The sequence below is a fragment of the Paenibacillus glacialis genome (assembly GCF_001637205.1).
GTDB lineage: Bacteria > Bacillota > Bacilli > Paenibacillales > Paenibacillaceae > Paenibacillus_AQ > Paenibacillus_AQ glacialis.
This window is the reverse complement of the sequence record NZ_LVJH01000058.1, coordinates 177,009-200,722: the sequence shown is the minus strand read 5'-3', so window position 1 is coordinate 200,722 and position 23,714 is coordinate 177,009. Positions and strand designations below refer to the sequence as shown.

Below are 23,714 nucleotides of genomic sequence, written 5' to 3'. Positions count from 1 at the left end.
TAATTAGTTGGATGGAGGAGTTTTTTTAGATGGGTGCAATCGTTTCTTTTCTATCTCAGATAGACAGTATTAATAGTATTGTAAATAAGCTTACGAGAGAGCATGAAATTGTAAAAGAGTGCTTAAGAATACATCGTAAAATTGTTGAAAAGGAAAAGTTGATAAGTGAATTGGAAGGAAAAGTAAAAGGTTTAGAAGAAGCACTAGAGAAGTTGAATGTAAGCGAAGATTATAAAAAGCAAGTGTTTACACATCTGGATGAGCACTATAAAGAGTATATGCGTAGATTTAAATATGATGCAGACAATGAAACATACATTGACTCGGAAAAATATATACCATATTACTCTGGATCAAGCGTATATGACCACGAGAGTGGTGGTCTGTTGCAATGTATGCAACTCTCGTATTTAGCAGCTATCCTTTCAAGTGAAAAAGAAGGATATGCATCAGGTCATCCAGGAGTATTGATGTTAGACTCATTGAGTAAGTACTTGGGGACTCTTAAAAGCGATGAACTACCAAAGGAGGAAGTTGTACAAATCGAGGTCTCAGAAAAAGACCTTATAATTGATCCAGAAGTATACGAAGAAATATATAAGATGTTGATTGAATTGAGTACTGACCATCAAATTATTATAGTTGACAATTCAAAAGATACAGCTGAAACTTTAAGGATTTTAGAGGAAATGGATACTTTAAGTTTAAAAACTATAAAAAATAAAGTTGATAATATGCTTGAAAGTAAAATTATTTAGTATCTTAAAAGAAAAAACTTCTCACTAAGAAAGGGAATGGGAAAACAAAAGAAAAAAACTAACACATGTGGTATGTGGGAACATAGCCCATTAAATCATGGTGACTGGACTAAAACCGCCACCAAGCATTATTAAAGAACCGAAAAGCTAAGAAGATATTGCAAACAAATCCCTATTTAATAAGGATTCCTCTTAGATCGGAATGCATAATGGTACATATACCTATCGCTGATAGCGATAAGGGTAGGAGTTCAGATGCCTTCAAATAGGAAATCTTAAGTATCCAATTTGTGTATCTTGATGGTTGCAAATTTTATGGTTGAATGAGATGGAAACAGATTCTGTTGCTTCTTTTACGCTTCGATCTTGGATTGAGTCTGAAATAGACATCGATAGATATTTCTCTCGTCTACCATAAAACTTCTTGTTGCTAACGGTGCTATTAATACTGGTGTTAAATTGGTGTTAAAAAGTAACACCAACCACTCTAACCCAACCCACCAGAACGGATAGGGAAACTAAAAACCCATTTAAATCAAGGCTTCAGCACACTATAATAGATTATATAGTTAAAGCTTTTTCAACCCTCATACGGTGCATGTGGAGTCGGTTGTGTGGTTGAGGAGGGAATAGTGCAAGAGGTTATTATCTCTTGTTTCATAAGGGTTTTGGGTTGTGTTACAGGATTCTTGAAGTAGGTAATACAGGGGCTGATAAGGCTCGCTATATCTTCTTCCACGATCTGCGGCATACGACGGTCACACTAGTATGGTTTAGCGTCCATTACGATTTCAACCGCAGCGGGAAGCCATCGGATTCCGGAGCTTATGGAACAGACGGGCTTATCAGGTTCAAAGACAGATTGAAGCATCTGCGGAGGTTCGAATGAAGATACCTAATCCCTACGTCACGGGCGCAGACAAATGTTTGCATCCCGTATCTCTGCTTTTTTTCGCCGACTAAGACGGTGAAGGAAACGCTTCATGCTCTACCGCTTGTCTCGCTGCTCGTATTTTTCGTCTCGCCGATCTATGGGGATAAAGTCAACTGGATAGCCGTTTCCTTTTCCAGCACTCTGCCAAACTTGCGACAATATCTGCTATCGGCAGGGTATAATCGTATGTAGTTGTCGATGTAATTTGAAATATTTGCTATTGTACTATACAATATCATTGAGAATCATTATCAATAAAGACCACTAGGCTGCCGTACTCGTGACATGGAATTAAAGGGATATCCCTTTAGTGGCTGCGTGAGAAGAGAGAGGATCTGAGTAGCAGTAAATGAACATTGATGATCATATCCAATTATGGAATCAAGCTATTGTTAAGGTTCTTGACGTCAGGCACAACGTGCTAGAACGTGGCGAGCGTTTGCATAGGTATATACTACCGGCTAGTACATTTGTCTATACTGTGCGAGGCAGAGGTCGGTTATGGTTGGACGGAGAAGCCTATTATGCCGATCGGTTTCATGTTTTGCATGTAGGGAAGGGGGCATGCTTGGAAGCCGAAGCGGAGACTGTTCTTGAATACTACCTGATTCTATATAAGGCTGTATTGCCGCCTAATTGTCTCTATGAATTTCAAATGTTGATAGAGAGTGATAACCCATTCGAGCAAACATTTAGCTTCGCACCACATGATGCTCTAGAGCTGTTGGAATTCACCCAAAGGATGCACCGGCACTGGAATCATACTAACGGGTTGGATAAGTTGCAGGTTAGAGGATTCTTTTATCAATTTGTACATAGACTTTTGCGTCAGATACAGCTTAGTCCAGAGGAGAATAGTCAACACAGCCTAACAGAGCAGGTGATAAGCTTTTTATCCGAGCATTATCAAGAATCTAAATCTATAGAGTCATTGTCGTTACAACTCAATTACAGTCCGCAGTATTTGTCACGTAAATTCAAGGAAAAGACGGGACTCAGTCCGATCGAATATGTAATTAGGCTAAGATTAGAGAAAGCGCAATGTCTACTGCTTACAACGGATGCCTCTTTGCAGGAAATTGCACGCAATGTGGGCTATCCAGATTTGTTTTATTTTAATCGTTTGTTCAAAAAATACATGGGCATCGCCCCAGGTAAATTTAGAAATAATCACCTGGTTCGTCAAGGACAGGGTTCTAATCATACAAAAAAGGGGTTAAAAAACTCCATTGTAAATGTCTCCTCACAACTCTATATTATTAATGGTAATGAATATCATTATCAACATAGAAAAGAAGGGGACTTCACAATGAATAAAGGCTCCAAATCGGTTATACTATCCACGCTATGGCTATGTCTCGCTTTAATGCTCAATGCATGTGCGGCGGGTAGTGGTGCTCCGCTCAGCACAAGTCCGAAAAGCTCGACAGGAACAGAGACAGCATCAGTCAGTCCGTCTGAAACTAAAACCGTATCCACCTTGTTTGGTGATGTTAACATTCCGCTGGCACCTAAGCGGGTTGCGGCAGTAGATTATCTGGGTACGGTTATCGCACTAGGTATTGAACCGATCGGATCCAATGATTTGTTACTACAAAGTCCCTATCTAGAGGGTCATTTGGAAGGAGTAGAAGCGGTCGGGGAGTCATTCGAGAAGCTGCTGACCATGGCACCTGATCTCATTATTACGCATACCAGAAAGCCGGAGATTTACGAGAAATATAGTCAGATTGCACCTACGGTGTCAGTAGCATCAAATACTTTCAACAGCGTTCATGAAGAAGTAACCTACTTCGGAAAGGTGCTGGGTAAAGAGTCGGAAGCGGCTGAATGGCTGAGTCAATACGAAAATCATATTGCTGCGAATAAAGCTAAAGTTCAGGAGGTTGTGCCTAAAGATGCCACGTTCTCTGTATTCCAGGAGTATGATGGACAGGTGTTCGTGTTCGGCGCCAAATCTGGGCGCGGGGGCAGAAATATTTATCAGGCGCTAGGCCTTAAGGCCCCAGCTTCGCTTCCTGCTGAAGTGATGACTAATACTTACACTGAAATATCCTTGGAGAAGCTACCGGAGTATGCTGGAGATTACTTCGTGCTGACCACTGAATCATCGCTGGAGGAACTGCAAGCGGACCCAATATGGGGTTCCCTAAAGGCGATTCGCGAGGGCCGAGTCTATCTGTGGAATGAAAAACGATCTTGGTACCGTGATCCTATTGCTCTTCTTGCTCAGACGCAGGATCTAGCTAATTGGATTAACGGTATTTTACAGCAGAAATAGTTACACAATCGACTCAGGATTACAAGCAGAAACAAACACGCCAATGGAGACGTGTTTGTTTCTGCTTGGTGGGCGCTGACCATTTCAATTGCCGCTTACTCAAACTGTAATCTTCAATTAATAATAATTTTCCTTCACAATTACCCTCGGAGCAGGAAGCAGCGCTTCTTCCCGGCGTTTATAAGCGACGTGTTGTTGTTGAGGAATAGTGCGATTTCGATATTAATCCGAAGAACCCGAGCGATTGAATTATCAATCAATCGGGTTTCTATGCTTTATTCTGGTTTTTAAAGTTGATATGTTGAAAATTATGTGAAGTGGTATACTTAATTAGTATTTATTTTCCAAATATTCCGTGTAGATGGATCTTTGCTATGTTAAGTTTCTAAAGAAAAGTATTCTATAAGTTATCTCCTTGTTTATGTTCGGACGTAAATTGAAATTTTCTGTAATGGGAATAACCAATGTTTAAAACAGAAAAAACATCTTAAGAAGTGTATGAATGACTACTTAAAGATGTTAAGGAGGAGAGAATCTAATGAAACCTCAAATATCAATCGTTGTTCCTGTTTATAAAGTTGAGAACTGCTTAGATAGATGTGTTCAAAGTCTAATGAATCAGACATACACTGCTATCGAAATTATACTGGTTGATGATGGAAGTCCAGATCGTTGTGGAATGATGTGTGACAATTATGCCAAACAAGATTCAAGAATTAGTGTAGTACATAAGACAAACGGTGGGCTCTCAGATGCTAGGAATTGTGGCATGAGAGAGGCTAAGGGAGATTATATTTTATTTGTTGATTCGGATGATTATATTGAAGTACATATATGTGAGAAGTTTATTGAAATAATAAATAATAACGCTCCAGAAATAATCGTAGGTGCGGCAAACAGACTAGAGAATAATCAAGTAATACCAATGCAGCACACGTTAACACAACAGAGTGGAGTAGTAACAGGGGAGAAATTCCTTTTGGAAGAGTTAAAAGCGAAAACGATGTATATGGTGGTATGGATGAACTTATATAAAAGGGAATTTTTACTTCATAACAATTTGGAATTTAAAGTTGGGTTACTGCATGAAGATGAGCAATTTATGCCAAGAGTCTTTCTTAAAGCTAAAAGTGTAGTTAGCACGAACATTCTTTTTTATAATTATATTATACGGGAGGATTCTATTACTCAGAAAAAAGATTTGTCGAAGAACGGTGTGCATATCATCCAGACTTGTTATGAGTTAGCTAAGATATATGATGAGCTTAAAGACGATGAATTAAGGAGATTGTTGGATGATCATCTTGTAGAAATATATCTATGTGGATTTAAAATGGGAAGGCTTTGTCGCAAAAAATATAATAAATTAATCGACAAAAGGTTCTTACTAAGTCGTGTTTATAGTAAACAAAATAAGATTGAGGTACGTTTATTAGTGATTAACAAACGGATATATTATTTAATTCATATATTTAGCATTGGATTTTTTTCCTTATTAAAAAAAATGAATTCAACATAAAAAGTTATAGATATGTTGCGTTGCAATCATGTTGATTTTGAAAAGTTGTGTTATATATAATCGAACGGCCTCGGATACATTTTGAAAAAAATGTGGCCGTTTTTTTTGTCCAAATTCTAAATGTAGAATCGATATCCTCAATGACACTCCTTTTTATCTTAAACTTCTAAAAAGATGGATTTTGCCATACACATATATAGGAATATACAAACATATGATTTGAGTATTCTGTCAAATATGAATGTTCATAGGAGAGGTAACTAGAATGGATGAATATAACTTGGTAAGTATCGTAATGCCCACTTATAATAGAGAAACAATTATACCTGGATCTATTCAATCGATACAGAATCAAACTTATGGAAATTGGGAGTTAATTATTGTAGATGATGGTAGTACGGATCAAACGGAACAGTTAATCCAACAGTACATTGAAACTGATAACAGGATTAAATACATAAAAAATGAGCGTTCAAAAGGCCCGGCAGGAACTAGAAATACAGGGATTACTTCCGCTAAAGGGAGTTACATTGCATTCTTAGATTCAGATGATAAGTGGCTTGAATATCACCTGAAAGATAGTCTAAATGTGATGATAAGTCATAACATGGATATTTGTATTTCGTTATGGGTTGAAAGAACAACAGATGGTAAAACACATCATTTATTCAATAGTGATGAAATGCAGAAGAGTATTAATAATAAAATGCAAATTTTTGAAAGCAAGGATAATGCGATTCTATTTGATGAAAGAATGTTTGAGCATTACTTGGATGACGAATCATGGTTTTATAGTATTAATTCAATGGTAATCAATAAGAAGATATTGGATAGTTTCGGGTTGTTTAGAGAAGACTATAAGATTGCAGAAGATTCAGAATTTTTATTCAGATTTATGGGGTCAACAAGGATCGCTTTGATTAATAACGTACATTTTATCTATCACCAAAGCCCAAATAGCATCTATTTCTTTTGCCATAGAAGTGAATTAGACAACAAAAGCGTACTTAATAATGAAGAATTAATGGGGAAAATAACGATCGCAGGCTATTATTCAAATAAATTCAGAATAATGTTAAGGGAACGTTTATTAAGTTCAAGCAACATAAAAAACAAAAAAAAATATTTAAAAAACCTGAATTTCGCTATATCAAGAAAATATTTTACATTATCAATTATTAACAGAAAAAGGAGTATCAAAGCGATCCATTACTGTTTATTAGCAATACGGTATGAAGTTAAACTATATAAAGTCCTTTTCTTAGCTAGCTTATTTGTTCCTTTTTTACGATTGAATGTAGATAAAGTTTATTTGGATATATATTAAGACGATTGGATATATTTTGGCCAAGAAAATTAATGGCTACACGACCTTTAGGGAAGGTGTAGCTGTTTCTTTCTTGGTGTGTCATAAAGGTATTATATATACAACATTGAAAAGGTTAAGAGAAGAGACTACAGACGTGGTATAATACTAGGGATAACCTTATAGAAACGATGGTGTTTATGAAAATTAAAATTGATAATAATATCATAGAGTATAATGTTCAATATGGTCATAGAACGAAAATTACGATTCATATGGATACGGTAGGTCTCATAACGGTTAAAGTTCCTAATGATGCAAGTGAAGAGAGTATCATAAGAGCCGTGCAACAACAAGGTAAATGGATACTGGAGAAGTCACGTCACATTGCTCTAGTTCAAGAATCCCATAAGCCTAAAGAGTATCAAGATAAGGGAAAGTTCCTTCATCTAGGAAAAGAGTATTCACTTGATGAATTAATAGAGACAAATGAGTTAGAGGAAGAGGAACTGCAAAAAAATCTCAAGAAGTTCTATTTCACTAGCTGTAAGAAGGTTATAGCGGATCGAATCAAAATATACCAAACTCAACTGGGTATAAAGCCTAAAACCATTGAGATCGTAGAGTCTAGAACCAAATGGGGCAGTTGTAGTGCGGATAAAAAGATAACTTTTAATTATCTTCTAGCCATGGCTCCAATTGAAGTGATCGATTATGTGATCATCCATGAACTTTGTCATTTGCTCCACATGAATCATGACAGATCCTTTTGGAGACGTGTTGGAGGTATTATGCCAGATTACAAGGAAAAAGAAGAGTTTCTAACAGAGCATGGACATGCTATGACACTATAAAAATGAGTAATGATTGTCTGGTTCAACCTCGTAGCTACGAGGTTGAACCCTTTTGCATTTCAGGCAAAGATGTTTCGGAATCTTTTGAGAAATAATCAATCGCAGTAAGGCGATACACTTCACACCACACCCTCTATAAGAGTGGTATAATATGCAAGTAAGTTCGACGATAAACGATGAATCTCGACATAATCCAAGCAAAGAAGATGATACGGTGAATTTAATAAGGCCGAATGTAAAACAAAAAATAGTTTTTTTGCTAAATAAGTATTTTACAGGGAACTCGATTGATTACAAACAAATTATCGGTATCATTATCCCAATTTTTGTGGACCAAGCTTTTATTATTTTGATGAGCTTACTGAATACGGCCATGATTAGTTCTTCTGGGATTGCTGCAGTCAGTGCAGTGAGTATGGTAGATACGTTAAATATTTTTTTGATTAATGTATTCGTCGCTGTGGCAACAGGTGGTACGGTTATTGTGGCGCAATATAAAGGCAGAGGGAATCAAGAAATGGTATCCAAGGCGGCTTCGCAAGCCATTTCTGCAGTTGCCATATTATCTGTACTGATCAGTACATTTGTTATTGTGTTTCATATGCCTACGTTAAACTTGCTATTTGGTAATGCTGACGCCGAGGTATTTAACAATGCTAAGATTTTTCTTATTGGTAGTTGTATCTCTTATCCATTTATTGCGATATTTCAAGCTGTTAGTGGCGTACTTCGAGGTGTGGCAGAGACCAAAGCGTGTTTGGGATTATCGTTAATTATGAATATAACGTACTTATGTTTAAATATCGTGTTAATCAGTATTTTGGATATGGGCGTCATCGGGTTAGTCATCTCTATGGTTCTAGCCAGAATATTAGGAATGGTGATTTCATTAATCTATTTGTTAAAGTATAATCATACGCTAGGTTTCAAAATAAGAAATGCGCTGAGACTGAATTGGTCGATTCTAAAGAAGATTATGTTCATCGGAATTCCTTTTGCCGCAGAACAGATGTTTTTCAATGGTGGTAAATTATTAACTCAGACGTTTATCGTTCAGTTAGGGACGATTGCAATCACGGTGAATGCGATTAGTGGCTCTATATCGCTGTTATTTCAAATTGGGGGCAATGCACTGAGTATAGCCGTTGTAACGGTTGTCGGTCAGTGTATTGGAAGAAGGAACATGGAAGATGCAAGGAAGTTTATTAAATCTTTCATCGGACTTTCCACGCTGTTCTTCGTGATCGTGACAATCATCATATTGCCATTATTTCCGTTGATTGTGAAATTGTTCTCACCACCGGAAGATATTGTTCCTTCGATCTTGGCACTTACATTGTTAATATCGGTTGCTCAACCTTTATTGTGGTCATTGAGCTTTATAATGCCATCGGCATTACGTGCAGCTGGGGATTCGAAATATACGTCGATCTCCTCATTGTTGTCTATGTGGGCATTCCGCGTAATATTAGGGTATGTTTTAGGAATAACACTCGGGTTTGGTATTATGGGTGTATGGGTAGCTATGGTTGCCGAATGGGGTGTTCGTGCGTTGATCTTTGGATTACGATTCAAAGGGGATAGATGGTATGCTCATAAGTTGATTTAACTTTATATTGTACGTAGCTACTGAGCTGTCCAATTGACAGCTCTTTTTGCTCTACTATGACATAATAAATAGATATATACTAACAGGAAGCGTAGTAATGAAATCACGGTCATTTGTGTTTTGATATTATAGGTCATGTTAATTTATACTTGCAGTACGATGACGGATAGTCAAGATAAGTGCTTCAGGGCTTGATAATCAGTCCTATAACAAAATAAAGGAGGCATAAATCGATGACGAAAGTACTCGTAGTAGATGATGAAGTTAGCATTGCTAGCGCCATAGCTTATGCGCTTCGAAGAGAAGGATATACGGTGGAAACGGCTGAAGATGGGCAAGCGGCTATTGAACGTGTAGAAACATTCAAGCCTGATGTGATGGTGCTTGATGTCATGATGCCACGACTCAGTGGATATGACGTCTGCCGTAAGCTTGCAGATCGGCGACAACGACCGGCGATTCTTTTATTGACCGTTAAGAATGATATTGTAGATAAAGTGCTGGGCCTTGAGCTTGGTGCAGATGATTATATGACGAAACCTTTCGATATGCGGGAAATTATGGCTAGAGTGAAGGCGTTATCGCGTAGACATGTTAATGATGCTGCAGGACAATCCCCCCAGAATCAAGAAGTAACCCAACTGGGGAGCCTCAGCATAGAATTGTTCAGTCGCACAGTTCGCATGGAGGGGAAGTTGATTGACCTTACGCCAAAGGAATTCGATTTACTTGTGCTACTGGCACGTAATCCTGAGCGAGTATATTCCAGAGAAGCGCTACTTGAGAAAGTATGGGATATGGATTTTGTTGGAGGGACACGTACGGTAGATATTCACGTGCAGAGATTACGCAAGAAACTAGGTGATCTGCACGGAGTGATCCAAACAGTATATGGTATTGGATACAAAAGTACGGAGAATCCATAAGGATGAAGAGAAAAATACACATAGGCTTAAAAGGGAAGCTAGCTATGCTACTGGCCTTGTTGCTTGCGTCGGTTCTGATTGTACTCAGTACGATGGTGCTTGCGGGGATACGTGAGGATCAACGTAATCGTCTGGAACAGTTATTTGCTCATGAATCGGCAAATGCTAATTTGAGAGTAAGGCAGGAATTTCTGACGGGAACGAGAATAACGCCAGATTTGTTCATGCAACGGAGCGCTCAGCGTTTAGCGGTTGATCTAGGTGCGCAGAGTGGCATGGCGGTGACACTATATAAACCTGACGATTCTTTCGCAGGCACCTCACTTCCAATTCAACCTAGAACAGATGTTAAGGATGCGCTCGAATATACTGCGAAGGGACAGTCTGTCTATATAACTGAAGGAGTCCAACTGCTATATTTGGCTCCTTTATATAATGCAGATGAGCGACTTGGGACGGTACAATTTCATGCATCGCTTGCAGATCAATATGCCTTCTATTCACGGATTCAGAACTTATTTCTTGTTACGGGTGCAGCGGTTCTAGTAGCGGGATTCTTAATCGGATACTTATATGTCTGGCGCCAGGTGAATGTGATTGCGAAATTGAATCAAGCTGCTAATCAGATTGGGTCAGGAAAGTATCTCCTTGATCCTCTGGTCCAGAGAAAGGACGAGCTTGGAGAGCTTGCTCAAGGAATTTATGAGATGAGCGGAAGTATCGCGTCCTCGCTCAGCCAGCTTACGGAAGAGAAGTTGAAGTTACTAGACGCTATCGTACGATTGCAAGAGTTGGAACAGCAACAGAAACAGTTCATCGGTAACATTAGCCATGAGCTGAAGACACCACTGACTTCAATTCTAGCTTATGCTGATCTGCTAGAGATGTATCGTGATGATCCGTCTCTATTGGAAGAAGCCAGAATGCAGATTGGTAAGGAAGCGGAACGCCTATATGGACTGGTAGAGAAAGCACTACAGTTGTCGTCCATGGATATCTATGAATTCGAGACAAAGGCGAAGGTCGTTGAGGTATCGCCACTGCTTCAAGAAGCAGTAAACCGCCTTCAGATAAAGGCGGAAAGACATGGGGTCACTATGGAAGCCCATTTAAGTGAAGGAACGGTATGGGCTGATCCGGAGAATATGATGCATATGGTGCTTAATGTACTAGATAACGCTGTGAAATATAACAAGCCTGGGGGTACGGTTACCCTCTCTAACCATTTGGTGGAAGGTTCAAACAGCGAAGGTTATATGGTAATAGAAGTAGTGGATACGGGTATCGGCATTCCAATGGATGCGCACAGCAGAATATTTGATCCCTTCTATACGGTCAGTGGTGATCGGTCTAGGGCTTATGGAGGCACGGGACTCGGATTGTCGCTCGTGCGCAGTCTAGCTGAGAAGCAGCATGGATTGGTTCGGCTCGTGAGTTCTGGACCAAACGGTTCGCGGTTTGAAATTATGCTACCAATGGTTCATCTGAACACAGAAACAGACGGACTCTAACGAAACATGAAAGCCCAGACTATAATGAGTCTGGGTTTTATTATTTTTTCAATGAAGCGGGTGCCGTCCTTGGAGAAGGATTGCGTAGTCGGTTCTGTTTGTTGTAGGGGTTCATTGTTTACAAGTTGGTTACAAGTCAGATATATTTGCGAGATATCCAGAATCTATACTGAAGTCAACAGGGTACTTGAAGCGGGGGCAGCAGCATTACAAGGCAGCTTAGCTCACAGCGTATGCTCCCTGATTGAAATAATAACTATGGAGGTACTGTATGAATCGCATAAATGGAAAAAATAGTGTGAAGCTTGTGTCAGTAGTTATGCTGTCGGTCTCTTTGATGGCCTGCCAATCATCGCATGAGAAGGTTACCACGGTGACACCGAGTAACAATCAGTCGGGAACAGGCACTCAGTCCAGTTCAGGCGAAACAGCAGATGGAAGTGATCGCAAGCTTACGGTTGTAGAGGGATCTGCACAGAAAGATAATCAAGAATTGGCTGTAGAACGCATTCATCGACTCGAAGGCTCCAATATCGAAGCTTGGCTCTCGGATCATGAGGTTAAGGTTAGTACGACGAAACTGCTGAAAGCTGGGACGAATACAGAGGAACCGAAATATTCGTACACAACGTCGATTGTCGACTTAAGTACCGAGGAACAGCGAGAAGTGAAAGTTCATCAGCCGTCACAGGCGATCGTTAAGGAGTATGTATCACCAGACGGTAAATTTAGCTTTGTTCAGAAGTGGAAAGACAAGTATACGGCAGATAATTTTATCAAGAACTTGAGTACAGGTAAAAGTATTGCTGTAAAAGGCGATAACTATATGGAATTGGGCGGTTGGTTGAATAACGATACGTACATTCTCGCAGCAGGCTCAATGGAAGGACGCGGCGATATACGCCAAATTGCCACGGATGGTACATTCACAAATTTAGCAATTGAGGATAAAGATGTTGAAATATTTAATCGCTTCACTGTGAGCAATGGCCGTATTTACTATACGGATTCGAAGAATAACTTAAAATATTTGGAGGCGGGGAAGACACAGCCATCCATCCTCGTAGAGGGGGTATGGGACTTCGAGATATCACCAGATAGTAAGCATATCGCAGTTACTACCGTAAGTGCTCCGGGCAAGCTAGGTACTGAGCTAATCATCTATGATTCCGTAGGTAGTCAGAAAGGTTCGTTAATCGCTAAAGGTGAATTAATGTCGTATTTAGCTTGGTCACCAGATTCATCAAGGCTTGCTTTCGACGTGTATACCACAGAGAAAAGTGGGATGAATGGAGTATATATATTCGATTCCGCTTCGGGTAAGGTATCGCCCTTAGGTTCATCTTATTCCCCAGTTGGTATGGCTTACTATCCTAAGTATCCGCTGACATGGAGCCCTTCTGGGAAACGGCTTGGCATTACGATTGAAGACAATAAATCAATTATTGTCACACAGGTTATTGATTTTAAGTAAGAAATAATAGGGGATGAATTAATCTATTTATCAGAATAGTGGATGGGATACCACATTCATGTAGAGTATAAGCTCTTTATTGAAAGGTGATGTTGTTATAGCGTAATATGGACAAGAATCAAATATTAAATGAGTAATCTTGCTTGAAGTTCGGAAGAGTAGAGCATAAGGAGTGATTATTGTGAGATATGAAGCTAGTTCACCAGATGAATATATAAATGAAATACCCGAGGAACGAAAGGCAGTGATCGCACAATTAAGAAAGGTCATACTTGAGAGCCTTCCAGAAGGATTTGAAGAGACTATGGGTTATGGAATGATTGGTTATGTAGTGCCACATACACTTTATCCAGCGGGATACCATTGCAATCCCAAAGAACCATTACCATTTATGGGTATTGCATCTCAAAAAAACTTTGTGGCTGTGTATCACATGGGCGTATACGCAGATCAAGAACTGTTAAATTGGTTTGTACAAGAGTATCCTAAACATATGAAGACCAAGCTAGATATGGGGAAAAGTTGTATTCGGTTTAAGAAGATGGATCAAATCCCTTATGCATTAATTGGAGAACTTTGTAAAAAAATAACAGTAGAACAATGGATTGAAAAATGTGAAAGATAGCACAAAGGAGATCGAAAATGCCTACGATTACTACAAAATCATTTGATCAAGACTTACAAACCGTATTAGCTGAATTAACCTCGGGTTATCATTCCGGGGAATTGAGTAAGAAGGATATTTCGGAACTACCTGAAGAACTATATGTCATTGAAGATGACAATAATATGGTCGGGTATGCCGCGATTTGGGAATATAAAAGTGGGAAGCAGTTAGTTCATAAGGCGGAACAAGATTACTTTAGTGATGATGAGAGATATCTACAAAAAGATTTCTATATAGATATTAAAAACAAAACAGATATTCTATTTATAGAAGCATTGGATGTATTGAAAGAATTTGAAGGTAAGGGTTATGCGGCGTTCTTTATAGATTGGCTTAAAGAGAAATACCCTAATAAGAAAATGTATGTATATCCTATAACGACATCACGCAATTTCTGGTACAAGCAGCAGTTTGAGGTTGTTGGGGATACGATCTGGATGTCATTCAATTAAATAACAAATATGTACGTATTGTGTCTTTTCCTACTAAAGAACTGCTGATCTTCATGGTCAGCAGTTCTTTTTGTGTATAGTTGGTGAACAGGATATTTCACAGATCGACAATAAGTGACAAGTTTCATTGACGCTAGGTACGTATTAAGTTAGTCTATAGAAAATTAAGTATACTAGAATTTATATACAAAAATATAAGAGAAGTAGGGAACGAAATTACGCCCTACTTCTTTTTCTTTGGGGGACAAAGATGATTAAGATTATGGCTGACTCTACTTGTGATTTGACAGAAGAAATGATTGAGAAATATAACATCGGAATCGCCCCATTAATGATAATGATAAACGGTCAAGAGTGTAGAGATAAGATAGATATACAACCTGATGATTTCTATGCGATCCTTGGAAATTTAGAAGAAGCCCCTACGACATCGATGCCAAACCCAACAGAATATTTGAACATCATAAATGAAGCAATAGAAGATGGATGCACAGAGATACTATGTATTTGTATGTCGAGTGGTACAAGTGGATCTTTTCAATCCGCTGAAATAGCAAAAGAAACTTTTTTTGATGATCATCCGGACTCTTCTATTAAAATTCATGTCGTAGATTCGAAATCTATGAGTCACGGTAGCGGATGGTTAACGTTGAAATCTGCTATGTTGAGAGAGAACGGATTTACTTTTGAAGAATTAATACAATTTAATGAGACCTATAAAAATAGTGTAAAACACTTTCTCTGTGTAGATGATCTAAATCATCTAATCAAGAGTGGAAGGCTTACCAATGCTAGCGCTCTAATAGGTAGGATTCTAAAAATTAAACCAATCATGTCTATGAGACAAGGTAAAGGGGCTATCGTAGCTAAGGAAAGAGGATTAAAAGGCGTATTAAACCATTATGTAAAAGAATTTAACCTGCGAAATGATTGGGATGTTACAGATTTCATTATCATAGGATTCACCTCGGAGAGAAAGATTGCTGATAACTTGTTGGACAAGATCAGGCAAGAGACAGCATTTAAAGGTGATATATTCATCATGCAAATGGGTGTGGCAGTAGGTACTCACGTAGGATTAGGAGCAGTGTCTATGTTCTTTATTGAGAAGGGACATAAGCGAGATGGGCTGTTGATTAATAGTATTCATGAAATGACCGATAAGAAGAATGAATTCATCAATAAAATAAAGCATAGATAATAAACGACGACCACTTGCCGATAGTAATCGGGAGTGGTCGTCGTTGTAGCATTGTAAGTTACTTCTGAACACCATGAACTTCGAATTCATAAATGCGAGCCGCTGAATCGCCACCCTGTGTTCCTTTTAGAACAGTTAGTTTGGCATATCTAGCACTAGTTACTGGAATGGAGTGGGTGGTTTCTGCTTTTGTATTTCCTTGAACTTTCACGACTTCACTCCACGTGGTTCCATCTTCACTGACTTCGATTGTGAAGTCACTCGTGTTCACGGAGGCACCTTCTCCGCCCGTTTCTGCATGTTTGATGACGAATTGTTTCAGTCTAGAAACTGAACCGAGGTCAACGGTTAACCAGTGAGGTCCTGAACCTACTGCGCACCATTTACTATTGTCTGTTACTTTACCATCAACCGCAAATTCCGGTGCTTCGCCCTTACTCACAAAGCTGCTTGCTGTGGTTGTTTTACCAACCGCTATGTTACGTGCTAAGGCGATCTCATCGGTTGTTACGTTTATATAACTGTCTTGTGTGTTCACATCTTGACCGACACTGTTAGTCGCCGTAAGTGTCACGGGATAGATGCCCTCTTTTTCATAATAGACAGTTGGATTTTTGTCCGTGCTTGATGCGGGTGTACCCCCAGGGAATGACCATAACCGTTGTTCAGCTACTTCAGAAGAGAGATCAGTGAAAGTTACTTTTCCACCCGGCATGATGACGAATGTATCGGATGTAAATTTTGCTACAGGTTTCGGGTATTTAGGCCAATCGAAATGTACTTGTGTACGTTGTCCTTGTTGGTATTGTTTGTTTACTGCAACAACTTCAAGCGTCGTACGATCTTCTTTGCTGTCGCGTTTCATCTGTTGCACGTAGTAAGCGTTGTTAGAGGTTGCACCTAACCATTCTTTTTGTCCAGATGGAAGAACACGGTAGACTTCATAGTGCTGCACATCGGCATCTAGTTTGTCCCAGACTAATCTAGCATCAGTGTAAATGCCTTCTTTAAAGTCCGTCTCGTTAATGTCTAGATTGGATACGGCTGGGAGCTTCTTAGCGTTATTTGTGTTATAGACCGATAGTTCCCCAATATGAATCATGTAATCAGCTATTTCTTTGTCACTAGAAAAGGATAAAGATAGGGAAGTGATGCGTTTACCTGCATACTGTTTAAGAGAAAGTTTCTTGGTCGTCCATTTATTTTCTTTTGTCTTTCCAGCATCGAGATACACGATTTGATCTGGTGCATCTGCAAAAGTAAGACCTACTTTTATGTCGGACGCTTTATACGGTGTTTGGTATGTGACTGCAAGTTCAGTGTTCTTGTCTGCTAATAAATCCGTTTTATATAGTTGTACATTTGTCGCATTGGCTGCATTTAATTTACCAGCTACTTTTAATGAACTTCCACCGTAATAGGCGGTAGTAAAGTCGATGCTTGGTTGTAATGCGACTCCTTTGCTTTCTGTCATCCATCTCCATGTAGGCAAAATATCTTGTAAACTGCGATTGCTCCAAGGTTCTTCTGTCATCAATTGTCCATCTACTGAAAAGAAATGACCATTACCAGTATTGAAATGGGTAGAGAAGGGTAATTGGTTAATGGCTGATTGTTCTACAACATAATTAGAGATACCTTTCCAAGCATCCGTTGTTTCGGTGTTATTAGGTGTACCATTCGGTCCAACCCAGAACTTGTTTTCTTTCATGTAATATTCATCATGTGTTTTGGAGCTGCTGAAAGTCCAGTCTGGCGCGTACAAACCGAGAGATACTTTGGCATTGTTACCTGTACCCCCTGGGAACAGACCATCCCAGCTTACTTTGGTGTCATATCCGTTGGCTTGTACGTCGATACCTGCATACAGATCATAAGGACTTCTTCCCAGTGTGATTGCTTTGTCACGGGAAGGTTGCATGTCTTTCCACCAGAAATTGAGGAACATGTTGTCGGCTACTTTTTCAGTTTTATTTTGCAGAAACATCTGATTCGAATCTGTTAATGCGTTCTGCCAGTCAATGTTACCTTTATTAGTCATGGAATCGTACCAGACGATCTGCATGTCATCCTTTTTATCTTTCATATATTGAATCAATGTTTGCATTTGAAGAGCATCTTCGGGTGTACCGCCTTTTGTTTCCTGATTAATAAACCAGCCATCAAAACCGTAGTAGTTAGCGACTTCTAGCAGTTTGTCTGCTACTGGGAAAGTTCCATCTGGGTTTTGTTGTATAAATTCTTTAACCCATTCGTATTGACCTCCATATGCAGTCGGTGGGAAGAAAATAGTTCCGAGTACAGGTACACCATTCTTATGACCCGCATCAATGACATCTGGACTTGGCGGAACAATGATCCCTTCTCCTGCTGATCCTCCCCATGTAACAAGCTTATCAACATATTGCCAATAACCGAATGTGAACGTATTGAACTCATTCGAACCTTGCGAAGGTGTATTGCTTGTATGTGGATTCATGATGGAAAGTGCCATTACTTTGGGATCTACGGAAGCTTTCGGATTTACCTTTTGTCCAGAAAAACGATCTGCAAGAGGAATGCTAGCTCTGTTAAATGGGGCATCTTTGTCTTGGCTCGAGCTCCAAGTAAGCAAATCCTTTGGATACCAGTAAGAGGAATAAGGTTGTTGTGCTTGGCTGCTCGGTGCCAAACCTGCAACGGAAGCTGCAAGTACACCTGTTGCGACTAACATTTTAAATCTGAACGGAATAGTCATGTGAAAACCTCCTAAAAGTTTTGAGAGAGATAAGCGATAGCGTGATCGAACAAAACTACTTCGTAAGCATGGTCTTAGGTTTTGAGAGAGATAAGCGATAGCGCAGTCGAACAAAACTACTTCGAAAGCATGGTCTTAGGTATATCTGAAAGCGTTTTCAATTCCTTGTACATATTGTCCATAAATTTAGAAATAATTTAAAGTTGATAAATGTTAGATTGAGTGGATAAAACAAAGGTTTATACCATGACTGTTGAAGTAACCATTTTTTAGGTCTTTGGATACGATGAACCGCGTCACTTCCATGGATATTACGGCGGGTTCAGGAGGCGTGGCTGCCATGGCTGAATCCGCATCATCTCCAGTCGACCGCATGGCTTTTGAATACAGTGCGAACAGTATGCTGGAGCGCGAATCGTTCGGTAGTGGCCCGAGTACCGATTATCAATATGACGGTTATGACCTCTCTGGAATGAGTATCGAACAAGGCGGTTCCACGACGCATCAATTCGGCTGTAATTATGACCGCAATAAAAATATCATCACGCGCAGCCAGAACGGTGCAGTGGATCAATATACGTACGATCCGTCGAACCGGATTCAAAGCGAAGCGGGTACGCAGAACGAAACGTACTCCTATGATGCCAACGGCAATCGATTGGATAAAGGTAGTGGCAAGATTTTTGGGTTAAAACATGCTGAGTACACGTACGACAGTCAGAATCGGTTGAAAAAGGTAGTAGAGGAAGGTAAAACAGTATCTTACACCTACAACGGAGATGGCTTGTTGTATGAACGAACCGAGGGAGAACAGATCACCCGACACTACTATGATGAAGAAGCGAAACTGATAGCGGAAGCTAAAGTGTCTTCAACTGGTAAGGCGGATATCAGCTACATGTATATTTATGATCTGTATGGTCAGCTGTGGGCACGTCAGGACAAGGAAAGTGGCAAGTTGCAATACTACCAATTGAACGGACACGGCGATGTGGTCGGCTTGGTGGATGCGAATGGTAAGACGCTGAATAGCTACACCTACGATATTTGGGGAGGCCCGTTGATCGAAGAAGAGACCGTTCCGAATACACTGCGTTACGCCGGAGAATATTGGGATGACACGACGGGTTTGCAATACCTTCGTGCTCGTTGGTATGATCCAGGTACGGCACGGTTTATGGGTGAGGATACGTATGAAGGGCAGATTGATGATCCGCAGACGTTGAATTTGTATGCGTATGTTCATAATAATCCGTTAATATATACGGATCCAAGTGGACATAAGGTTTGGCTCATTCATGGTACTTTTTCAGATGGAGATACTTGGACCGCAGACTTTGTGAAATATGTTGAAGGACTATTTCATGAGAAAAGTGAAAAGTTGAATTGGTCTGGTAAAAATTCTAACGATGCTCGTTACGATGCGTCATGGGAAATATTGCGAAAAGTATTTAACTGGCACAGGCAAAATACGAATGAACCCATAAGAATTAATTGGGTATAGCCATGGTGGAAATATAGCAATTGAAGTAGCTAACATTTTGGATAAGAGGGGTTTGAAAGTAAAAGCTTTAATTACTATTGCGACTCCTGTAAGAGGATATAAACTAGATACCGAGGTTGGGCAACATATTCAGATGTATAATGAAAGGGATGCAGTCCAAGGCGATTTTGGAGGAAGAGCGTGGTCAATATTTTCTACTTTTACACGCAAATTTAAAGGTGCAGATAATGTGCGTGCCAAAGATGCTGAGAAAATCGGCACCAAAATTCAAGCTCATTCAGTTATGCACAGCAGCATAGACATCTGGAAAAAATATATTGAGCCAATATTAAAGAGATAGTTGTGCTAATGCTTGTTCATTCCATAGGGGGTCTAGTATGCGAGTGTGGTTACGGCTTATATTAATAGCAATAATATTATTTAGTGTTTCATCATTTGTTTGGTTTCTTCTAGGTTCAACAGCATATTTCCAACATGGAATGGATATTAAAGGAACTACCACATTAGGTGGTGCAGGTATTCCAATTCTATTGTTCGCTGTATTATTTACTATATTACTCATTAAAGGATGGACTCCAACGAGCGGAGTAGATTATGTTGGAATCTGTGTTGCGCTAGTGTTATCAACGATACTTTCTACTGCCTTGATTCAAAGTGTAAGCACTAACGGGTGGGCGAAAGAAAAGGTAGAAAGTGACTCAATCAAAATTACAGATGACGAAAAATATGAATATCGAATTGATTTAATCAATTTGTTTCAAAAAAACAGTCATGCGCGGCTCTACCTAAAAAATGTGGGCTCAGGGGAGGAAATGTACATTCCAGTTGATATTCAGACACGCAAGATTGTAGTACTTGGGGTTAGTGAGGTTAATCACTGGGTAATGCTTGAAACGACGAAAAATCCATCTCATTATATTATGTACACGACAGAAGATCTCGGCTTGCCTGAGGAAAAATTTGAAATCGATATTAGGGCAGGAACTTCAAGTAGACTGGAGTAGAACAAAAAAATTGTCTAACCACAATGCGACTAACACTCGTATTGTGGTTTCTTATATATATATGACTCCCACCCAGTTCCGAACAATAATAGATATTTAACCTTGTAAATGTCCGAACTGTTCGTGCTTTCGTTGACTGGGCGGAACATGAAGAAAAGGAAGGGGACGTTTTACTCCAACAAACGCCATCAACGGCAAGTAGCAGGATATTGCAGGGTGTACGACAAGAAGTTGGAACTGTTGCAAAAGCGAGGGGTTAGAATTGAAGGCGAATGAAGAAATATTCATCAACTAGGAAAGCCATTGAAGTGCTCAAAAAGCTGTTTTTATGACAGGTAAGGTACTAGGGGGAATGGAGTATCTTGAAGAAGTGAATGAAATTATCTTATTATGGATAATCAAGATAATATATACAGTGTAGAAACCATTCTAGGTTTTCAGATGCTTAAAAGGATATTTGATGAATGCGCTTGGCGAAGAAATTGGCACGATGAAATATTCCACTGAAGCTGTATATGGGAGCGTCGATTTGAAGCATTTCTGTGAGGACACGTTCTATGGTCATAAGGAGCCTATGGTACGATACCACAACAGTCACTTCATCCAGCGATTTTCCCGGAGCACACATTTCAGATGGAATCCACGGAGGAAATTGAAAGTTATGTTACCGATACCATGCGTGTGTAGTGCCGTGTGCTGCGTTGATGGTAACGAGGAAACACAAAAAGGTCATGTCCAATGAGACGTGACCTTTTTGTCTGTTTTACTATATTCTGCTTATTGTACGATACTTCATTCGGATCAAGGCTTACGGTGTACGCTAGATAAATTAAAACAGCGCACACCGATGAATCATCGACGCGCGCTGGCAGTGTAGCCTGTTTTACTGTCTACTTGATAGGGGGAGGAGCAAAATCTCCCCGACAACTCGGTTTATTAAAATGGATTAAGGACGTGGAAAAATACGTTCGGCGTTGCCATTCTGTAGTAAAAGCTGCACCAGCCTGCTCCTTTGTTGGTGAATCGGTTTGTTGTGCTATAGAGCAGACGTTCTTGCTCGAGTTCTTCGATCCGTTCGATTCTGCCCTCTATATAATCGAGAATCCTTAAGCTTGCCGTGTCGAGTCGGTTAACAACTCCACCGTAGCGAATGTCGATGACTTCCCAGCCGAAAGGCTTAAACATGCGTAGCCACTGGCTGCGGTGAGCTGCGCGCAGCTCACGCACTGCATCCGAGATCGTGGGTAGCGTTTGCGTCGCAATGCGTCGTAACGTTTCATTGTCCTTCTCATCATAGGCTCGCTTCAATGTGATCCCAATTTCACTCTTCTGTTTCAACACACCGCATAACTTCTCAGGTACCTCGAACAAGTAATCCAGTTCAGCATCCTTATTGCGCTGGCTGCGTATATTGTACTCCACTTTCGAATAATGTTCAGCCATGTCCAATCCTTCGATCTGTTTGTCGAAGAGTCCAAGCAACACATCTTGGTACAGTAGAAACTTCGAAGGATTGCTCTGCTTCTGGTTATTTGGCTCAGCGCCCGGTGTTTCGTCCAAATATTTCAGTTGCAGGAAAGTATCGGAATCAATTCCTGTACAGAACTTGACCCGTTCAGCTAAATATTTGTGATCCGGGCTCTCTTCTGAATATGCATGCTCCGCGTAGAGTTGTAAGCCTAGCAGTGCAATAAACGGATTACTTTCATTTCCGTCATCGCCCCACATCGTAGCGTACACTTCACGGATTCCTTCCTTCTTGCACACTTGGAGCGCCGTGTCCGAGGCGTTCAGAGACAAGCCGTAATTGACCCCGAATGTATTGAATATCCATACGGCACCAGCAAACACCAGATTATTCCCAAGCTTACGGTGCTTAGCAATCAGATTCTCGTATTCCTCCTGTTCGGTATGTACATAATCCCAATACACCATATCTACGTCTTTAGGGATAAGGCGCGCCATTTCCTCAGGAATCTGCGTATCTTTATCGTAATACTCACTGCTATTCTCTGAAGCAAGCTTCAGGAACATATCGCTCCACATCATTGGTTTCAATCCATGGCTACGAGCGCAGTTGAGAACCTTCTCAAGATGCTCAGTCATGATATCGAATCGGCTTCTATAACCGTTGCGGTCTAAATATTTACCTCGGCCGAGCTCCTCTGCTTCGTCCATACCAACATGGATTTTACGGCTGCGGAACGGAGCACTTGCGGCTTCGATCATTTTCTCGATCAATTGATCTGTTCGGTCTTCTCCAACAAGGAGTGCGCCTTTTGTATCTTTGTAATTGGACACGGGCTCCCACTTCAGGAATTCTTCCAAATGAGCGAGCGTTTGAATGCTTGGGAAGGCCTCGATGCCGAATTGGTCGGCATAATCGTCAATCTCCTTCAGTTCCACTTGCGTATATCGGCCCCGCATATAACCGAAGTAAGGTTCACCTTCGATTGCATACGTATCCTCCATATATAGCATGACGGTGTTAAGCCCCATCAAGGCCATTTTATTCAGCATGAATTTGAAGCTGCTCACGCTCAATACAGCATTGCGGGATAGATCGAACATCGGTCCGATCGTATCGAACTGTTGTTTCTCCCGAAGCTCGAATGTCTCTTCGTTGGAACTGTGCTGGATTAGAAGGCCGAGTCCGCGAAAAAACTGATGTTTTTGTCCATATCGTATATACGCCTTACCCTGATGTAATCCAACCACCAATTCTTCAACACTTGTCGAAACCTCGACTTGAACGGTTAATCCGTCCTTGGCTTCGGTAAATCCGAGATCATGAGACAATGCCTGTATACCAGGCGTAAGCGTGGTCAAATCCCCTTCAAAACGCAATTTCATCGGTGCATCCTCCTGAGAAATAAGATTGTGATCCAACATTTAACAAGTATACCTTGAATTTTGTCCTTATAACAATGAAAAAAGTGTATATTCCTCAAGGGAAATCGATCATTCTACATGCTTT

18 protein-coding genes are annotated in these 23,714 nt (G+C 40.1%); 16 read left to right on the top strand and 2 right to left on the bottom strand.

What is annotated here, in order from left to right; genetic code table 11:
* The first annotated feature begins 29 nt into the window (after positions 1-29).
* The 13 genes from PGLA_RS21765 to PGLA_RS21705 all read left to right on the top strand — a co-directional run bounded on the left by PGLA_RS21765 (position 30) and on the right by PGLA_RS21705 (position 15,492).
* A complete protein-coding gene (locus PGLA_RS21765; RefSeq protein ID WP_068537041.1) occupies positions 30-758 on the top strand; it encodes a hypothetical protein in 729 nt (242 codons plus the stop codon).
* 652 nt (positions 759-1,410) lie between these two features.
* Positions 1,411-1,647, top strand: coding sequence for a hypothetical protein (locus PGLA_RS21760; RefSeq protein ID WP_068537039.1), 237 nt, complete (start codon positions 1,411-1,413; stop codon positions 1,645-1,647).
* 394 nt (positions 1,648-2,041) lie between these two features.
* Positions 2,042-3,973 carry an AraC family transcriptional regulator gene (locus PGLA_RS21755; protein ID WP_068537036.1) on the top strand — a complete coding sequence of 644 codons (1,932 nt, stop codon included), beginning with the start codon at positions 2,042-2,044 and terminating at the stop codon, positions 3,971-3,973.
* A 538-nt stretch (positions 3,974-4,511) separates the two neighbouring features.
* Positions 4,512-5,492, top strand: coding sequence for a glycosyltransferase (locus PGLA_RS21750; protein ID WP_068537034.1), 981 nt, complete (start codon positions 4,512-4,514; stop codon positions 5,490-5,492).
* A 265-nt stretch (positions 5,493-5,757) separates the two neighbouring features.
* Positions 5,758-6,819 carry a glycosyltransferase family 2 protein gene (locus PGLA_RS21745; protein WP_068537032.1) on the top strand — a complete coding sequence of 354 codons (1,062 nt, stop codon included), beginning with the start codon at positions 5,758-5,760 and terminating at the stop codon, positions 6,817-6,819.
* 179 nt (positions 6,820-6,998) lie between these two features.
* Entirely contained in the window at positions 6,999-7,652 is a 654-nt protein-coding gene (locus tag PGLA_RS21740; protein ID WP_068537161.1) for a M48 family metallopeptidase, read from the top strand.
* Positions 7,653-7,866: 214 nt separating this feature from the next.
* On the top strand, positions 7,867-9,261 hold the full coding sequence (locus tag PGLA_RS21735) for an MATE family efflux transporter (protein WP_068537159.1): 1,395 nt from the start codon (positions 7,867-7,869) through the stop codon (positions 9,259-9,261).
* A gap of 233 nt (positions 9,262-9,494) precedes the next feature.
* Complete coding sequence (locus PGLA_RS21730) at positions 9,495-10,187, top strand: response regulator transcription factor (RefSeq protein ID WP_068537029.1); 693 nt, start codon at positions 9,495-9,497, stop codon at positions 10,185-10,187.
* A 2-nt stretch (positions 10,188-10,189) separates the two neighbouring features.
* A complete protein-coding gene (locus PGLA_RS21725; RefSeq protein WP_068537026.1) occupies positions 10,190-11,698 on the top strand; it encodes a sensor histidine kinase in 1,509 nt (502 codons plus the stop codon).
* A gap of 271 nt (positions 11,699-11,969) precedes the next feature.
* Entirely contained in the window at positions 11,970-13,172 is a 1,203-nt protein-coding gene (locus PGLA_RS21720; protein ID WP_068537023.1) for a hypothetical protein, read from the top strand.
* Positions 13,173-13,353: 181 nt separating this feature from the next.
* Complete coding sequence (locus tag PGLA_RS21715) at positions 13,354-13,797, top strand: DUF1801 domain-containing protein (RefSeq protein WP_068537020.1); 444 nt, start codon at positions 13,354-13,356, stop codon at positions 13,795-13,797.
* Positions 13,798-13,814: 17 nt separating this feature from the next.
* Positions 13,815-14,291, top strand: coding sequence for a GNAT family N-acetyltransferase (locus PGLA_RS21710; protein WP_068537017.1), 477 nt, complete (start codon positions 13,815-13,817; stop codon positions 14,289-14,291).
* A gap of 250 nt (positions 14,292-14,541) precedes the next feature.
* The gene (locus tag PGLA_RS21705) at positions 14,542-15,492 is read left to right on the top strand and encodes a DegV family protein (protein ID WP_068537014.1); all 951 of its coding nucleotides are present in this window, start codon (positions 14,542-14,544) and stop codon (positions 15,490-15,492) included.
* A gap of 58 nt (positions 15,493-15,550) precedes the next feature.
* Here PGLA_RS21705 and PGLA_RS21700 read toward each other — a convergent pair whose 3' ends face one another.
* Positions 15,551-18,229, bottom strand: a complete 2,679-nt coding sequence (locus PGLA_RS21700; RefSeq protein WP_068537011.1) for an endo-beta-N-acetylglucosaminidase — start codon at positions 18,227-18,229, stop codon at positions 15,551-15,553.
* 286 nt (positions 18,230-18,515) lie between these two features.
* Here PGLA_RS21700 and PGLA_RS21695 point away from each other — a divergent pair, with 286 nt between their 5' ends.
* From PGLA_RS21695 to PGLA_RS21685, 3 genes are read left to right on the top strand one after another with little or no spacing between them, the layout of a single operon-like run.
* Positions 18,516-19,733, top strand: coding sequence for an RHS repeat domain-containing protein (locus PGLA_RS21695; protein ID WP_084411393.1), 1,218 nt, complete (start codon positions 18,516-18,518; stop codon positions 19,731-19,733).
* 52 nt (positions 19,734-19,785) lie between these two features.
* Complete coding sequence (locus PGLA_RS21690; RefSeq protein ID WP_068537005.1) at positions 19,786-20,073, top strand: hypothetical protein; 288 nt, start codon at positions 19,786-19,788, stop codon at positions 20,071-20,073.
* Positions 20,074-20,110: 37 nt separating this feature from the next.
* Positions 20,111-20,737: a hypothetical protein gene (locus PGLA_RS21685; RefSeq protein WP_068537002.1), complete on the top strand. Its 627-nt coding sequence runs from the start codon at positions 20,111-20,113 to the stop codon at positions 20,735-20,737.
* A 936-nt stretch (positions 20,738-21,673) separates the two neighbouring features.
* Here the strand turns inward: PGLA_RS21685 and PGLA_RS21680 are convergent.
* Positions 21,674-23,590 (bottom strand): beta-N-acetylhexosaminidase, encoded by a 1,917-nt coding sequence (locus PGLA_RS21680; RefSeq protein WP_068536999.1) that lies wholly within the window; start codon positions 23,588-23,590, stop codon positions 21,674-21,676.
* Positions 23,591-23,714: the final 124 nt, after the last annotated feature.

Coding starts and splice junctions, on each gene's coding strand:
- PGLA_RS21765 (WP_068537041.1), top strand. CDS start 30: ATGGGTGCAATCGTTTCTTTTCTATCTCAGATAGACAGTATTAATAGT.
- PGLA_RS21755 (WP_068537036.1), top strand. CDS start 2,042: ATGAACATTGATGATCATATCCAATTATGGAATCAAGCTATTGTTAAG.
- PGLA_RS21750 (WP_068537034.1), top strand. CDS start 4,512: ATGAAACCTCAAATATCAATCGTTGTTCCTGTTTATAAAGTTGAGAAC.
- PGLA_RS21745 (WP_068537032.1), top strand. CDS start 5,758: ATGGATGAATATAACTTGGTAAGTATCGTAATGCCCACTTATAATAGA.
- PGLA_RS21740 (WP_068537161.1), top strand. CDS start 6,999: ATGAAAATTAAAATTGATAATAATATCATAGAGTATAATGTTCAATAT.
- PGLA_RS21730 (WP_068537029.1), top strand. CDS start 9,495: ATGACGAAAGTACTCGTAGTAGATGATGAAGTTAGCATTGCTAGCGCC.
- PGLA_RS21725 (WP_068537026.1), top strand. CDS start 10,190: ATGAAGAGAAAAATACACATAGGCTTAAAAGGGAAGCTAGCTATGCTA.
- PGLA_RS21720 (WP_068537023.1), top strand. CDS start 11,970: ATGAATCGCATAAATGGAAAAAATAGTGTGAAGCTTGTGTCAGTAGTT.
- PGLA_RS21710 (WP_068537017.1), top strand. CDS start 13,815: ATGCCTACGATTACTACAAAATCATTTGATCAAGACTTACAAACCGTA.
- PGLA_RS21705 (WP_068537014.1), top strand. CDS start 14,542: ATGATTAAGATTATGGCTGACTCTACTTGTGATTTGACAGAAGAAATG.
- PGLA_RS21700 (WP_068537011.1), bottom strand. CDS start 18,229: ATGACTATTCCGTTCAGATTTAAAATGTTAGTCGCAACAGGTGTACTT.
- PGLA_RS21695 (WP_084411393.1), top strand. CDS start 18,516: ATGAACCGCGTCACTTCCATGGATATTACGGCGGGTTCAGGAGGCGTG.
- PGLA_RS21685 (WP_068537002.1), top strand. CDS start 20,111: ATGCGAGTGTGGTTACGGCTTATATTAATAGCAATAATATTATTTAGT.
- PGLA_RS21680 (WP_068536999.1), bottom strand. CDS start 23,590: ATGAAATTGCGTTTTGAAGGGGATTTGACCACGCTTACGCCTGGTATA.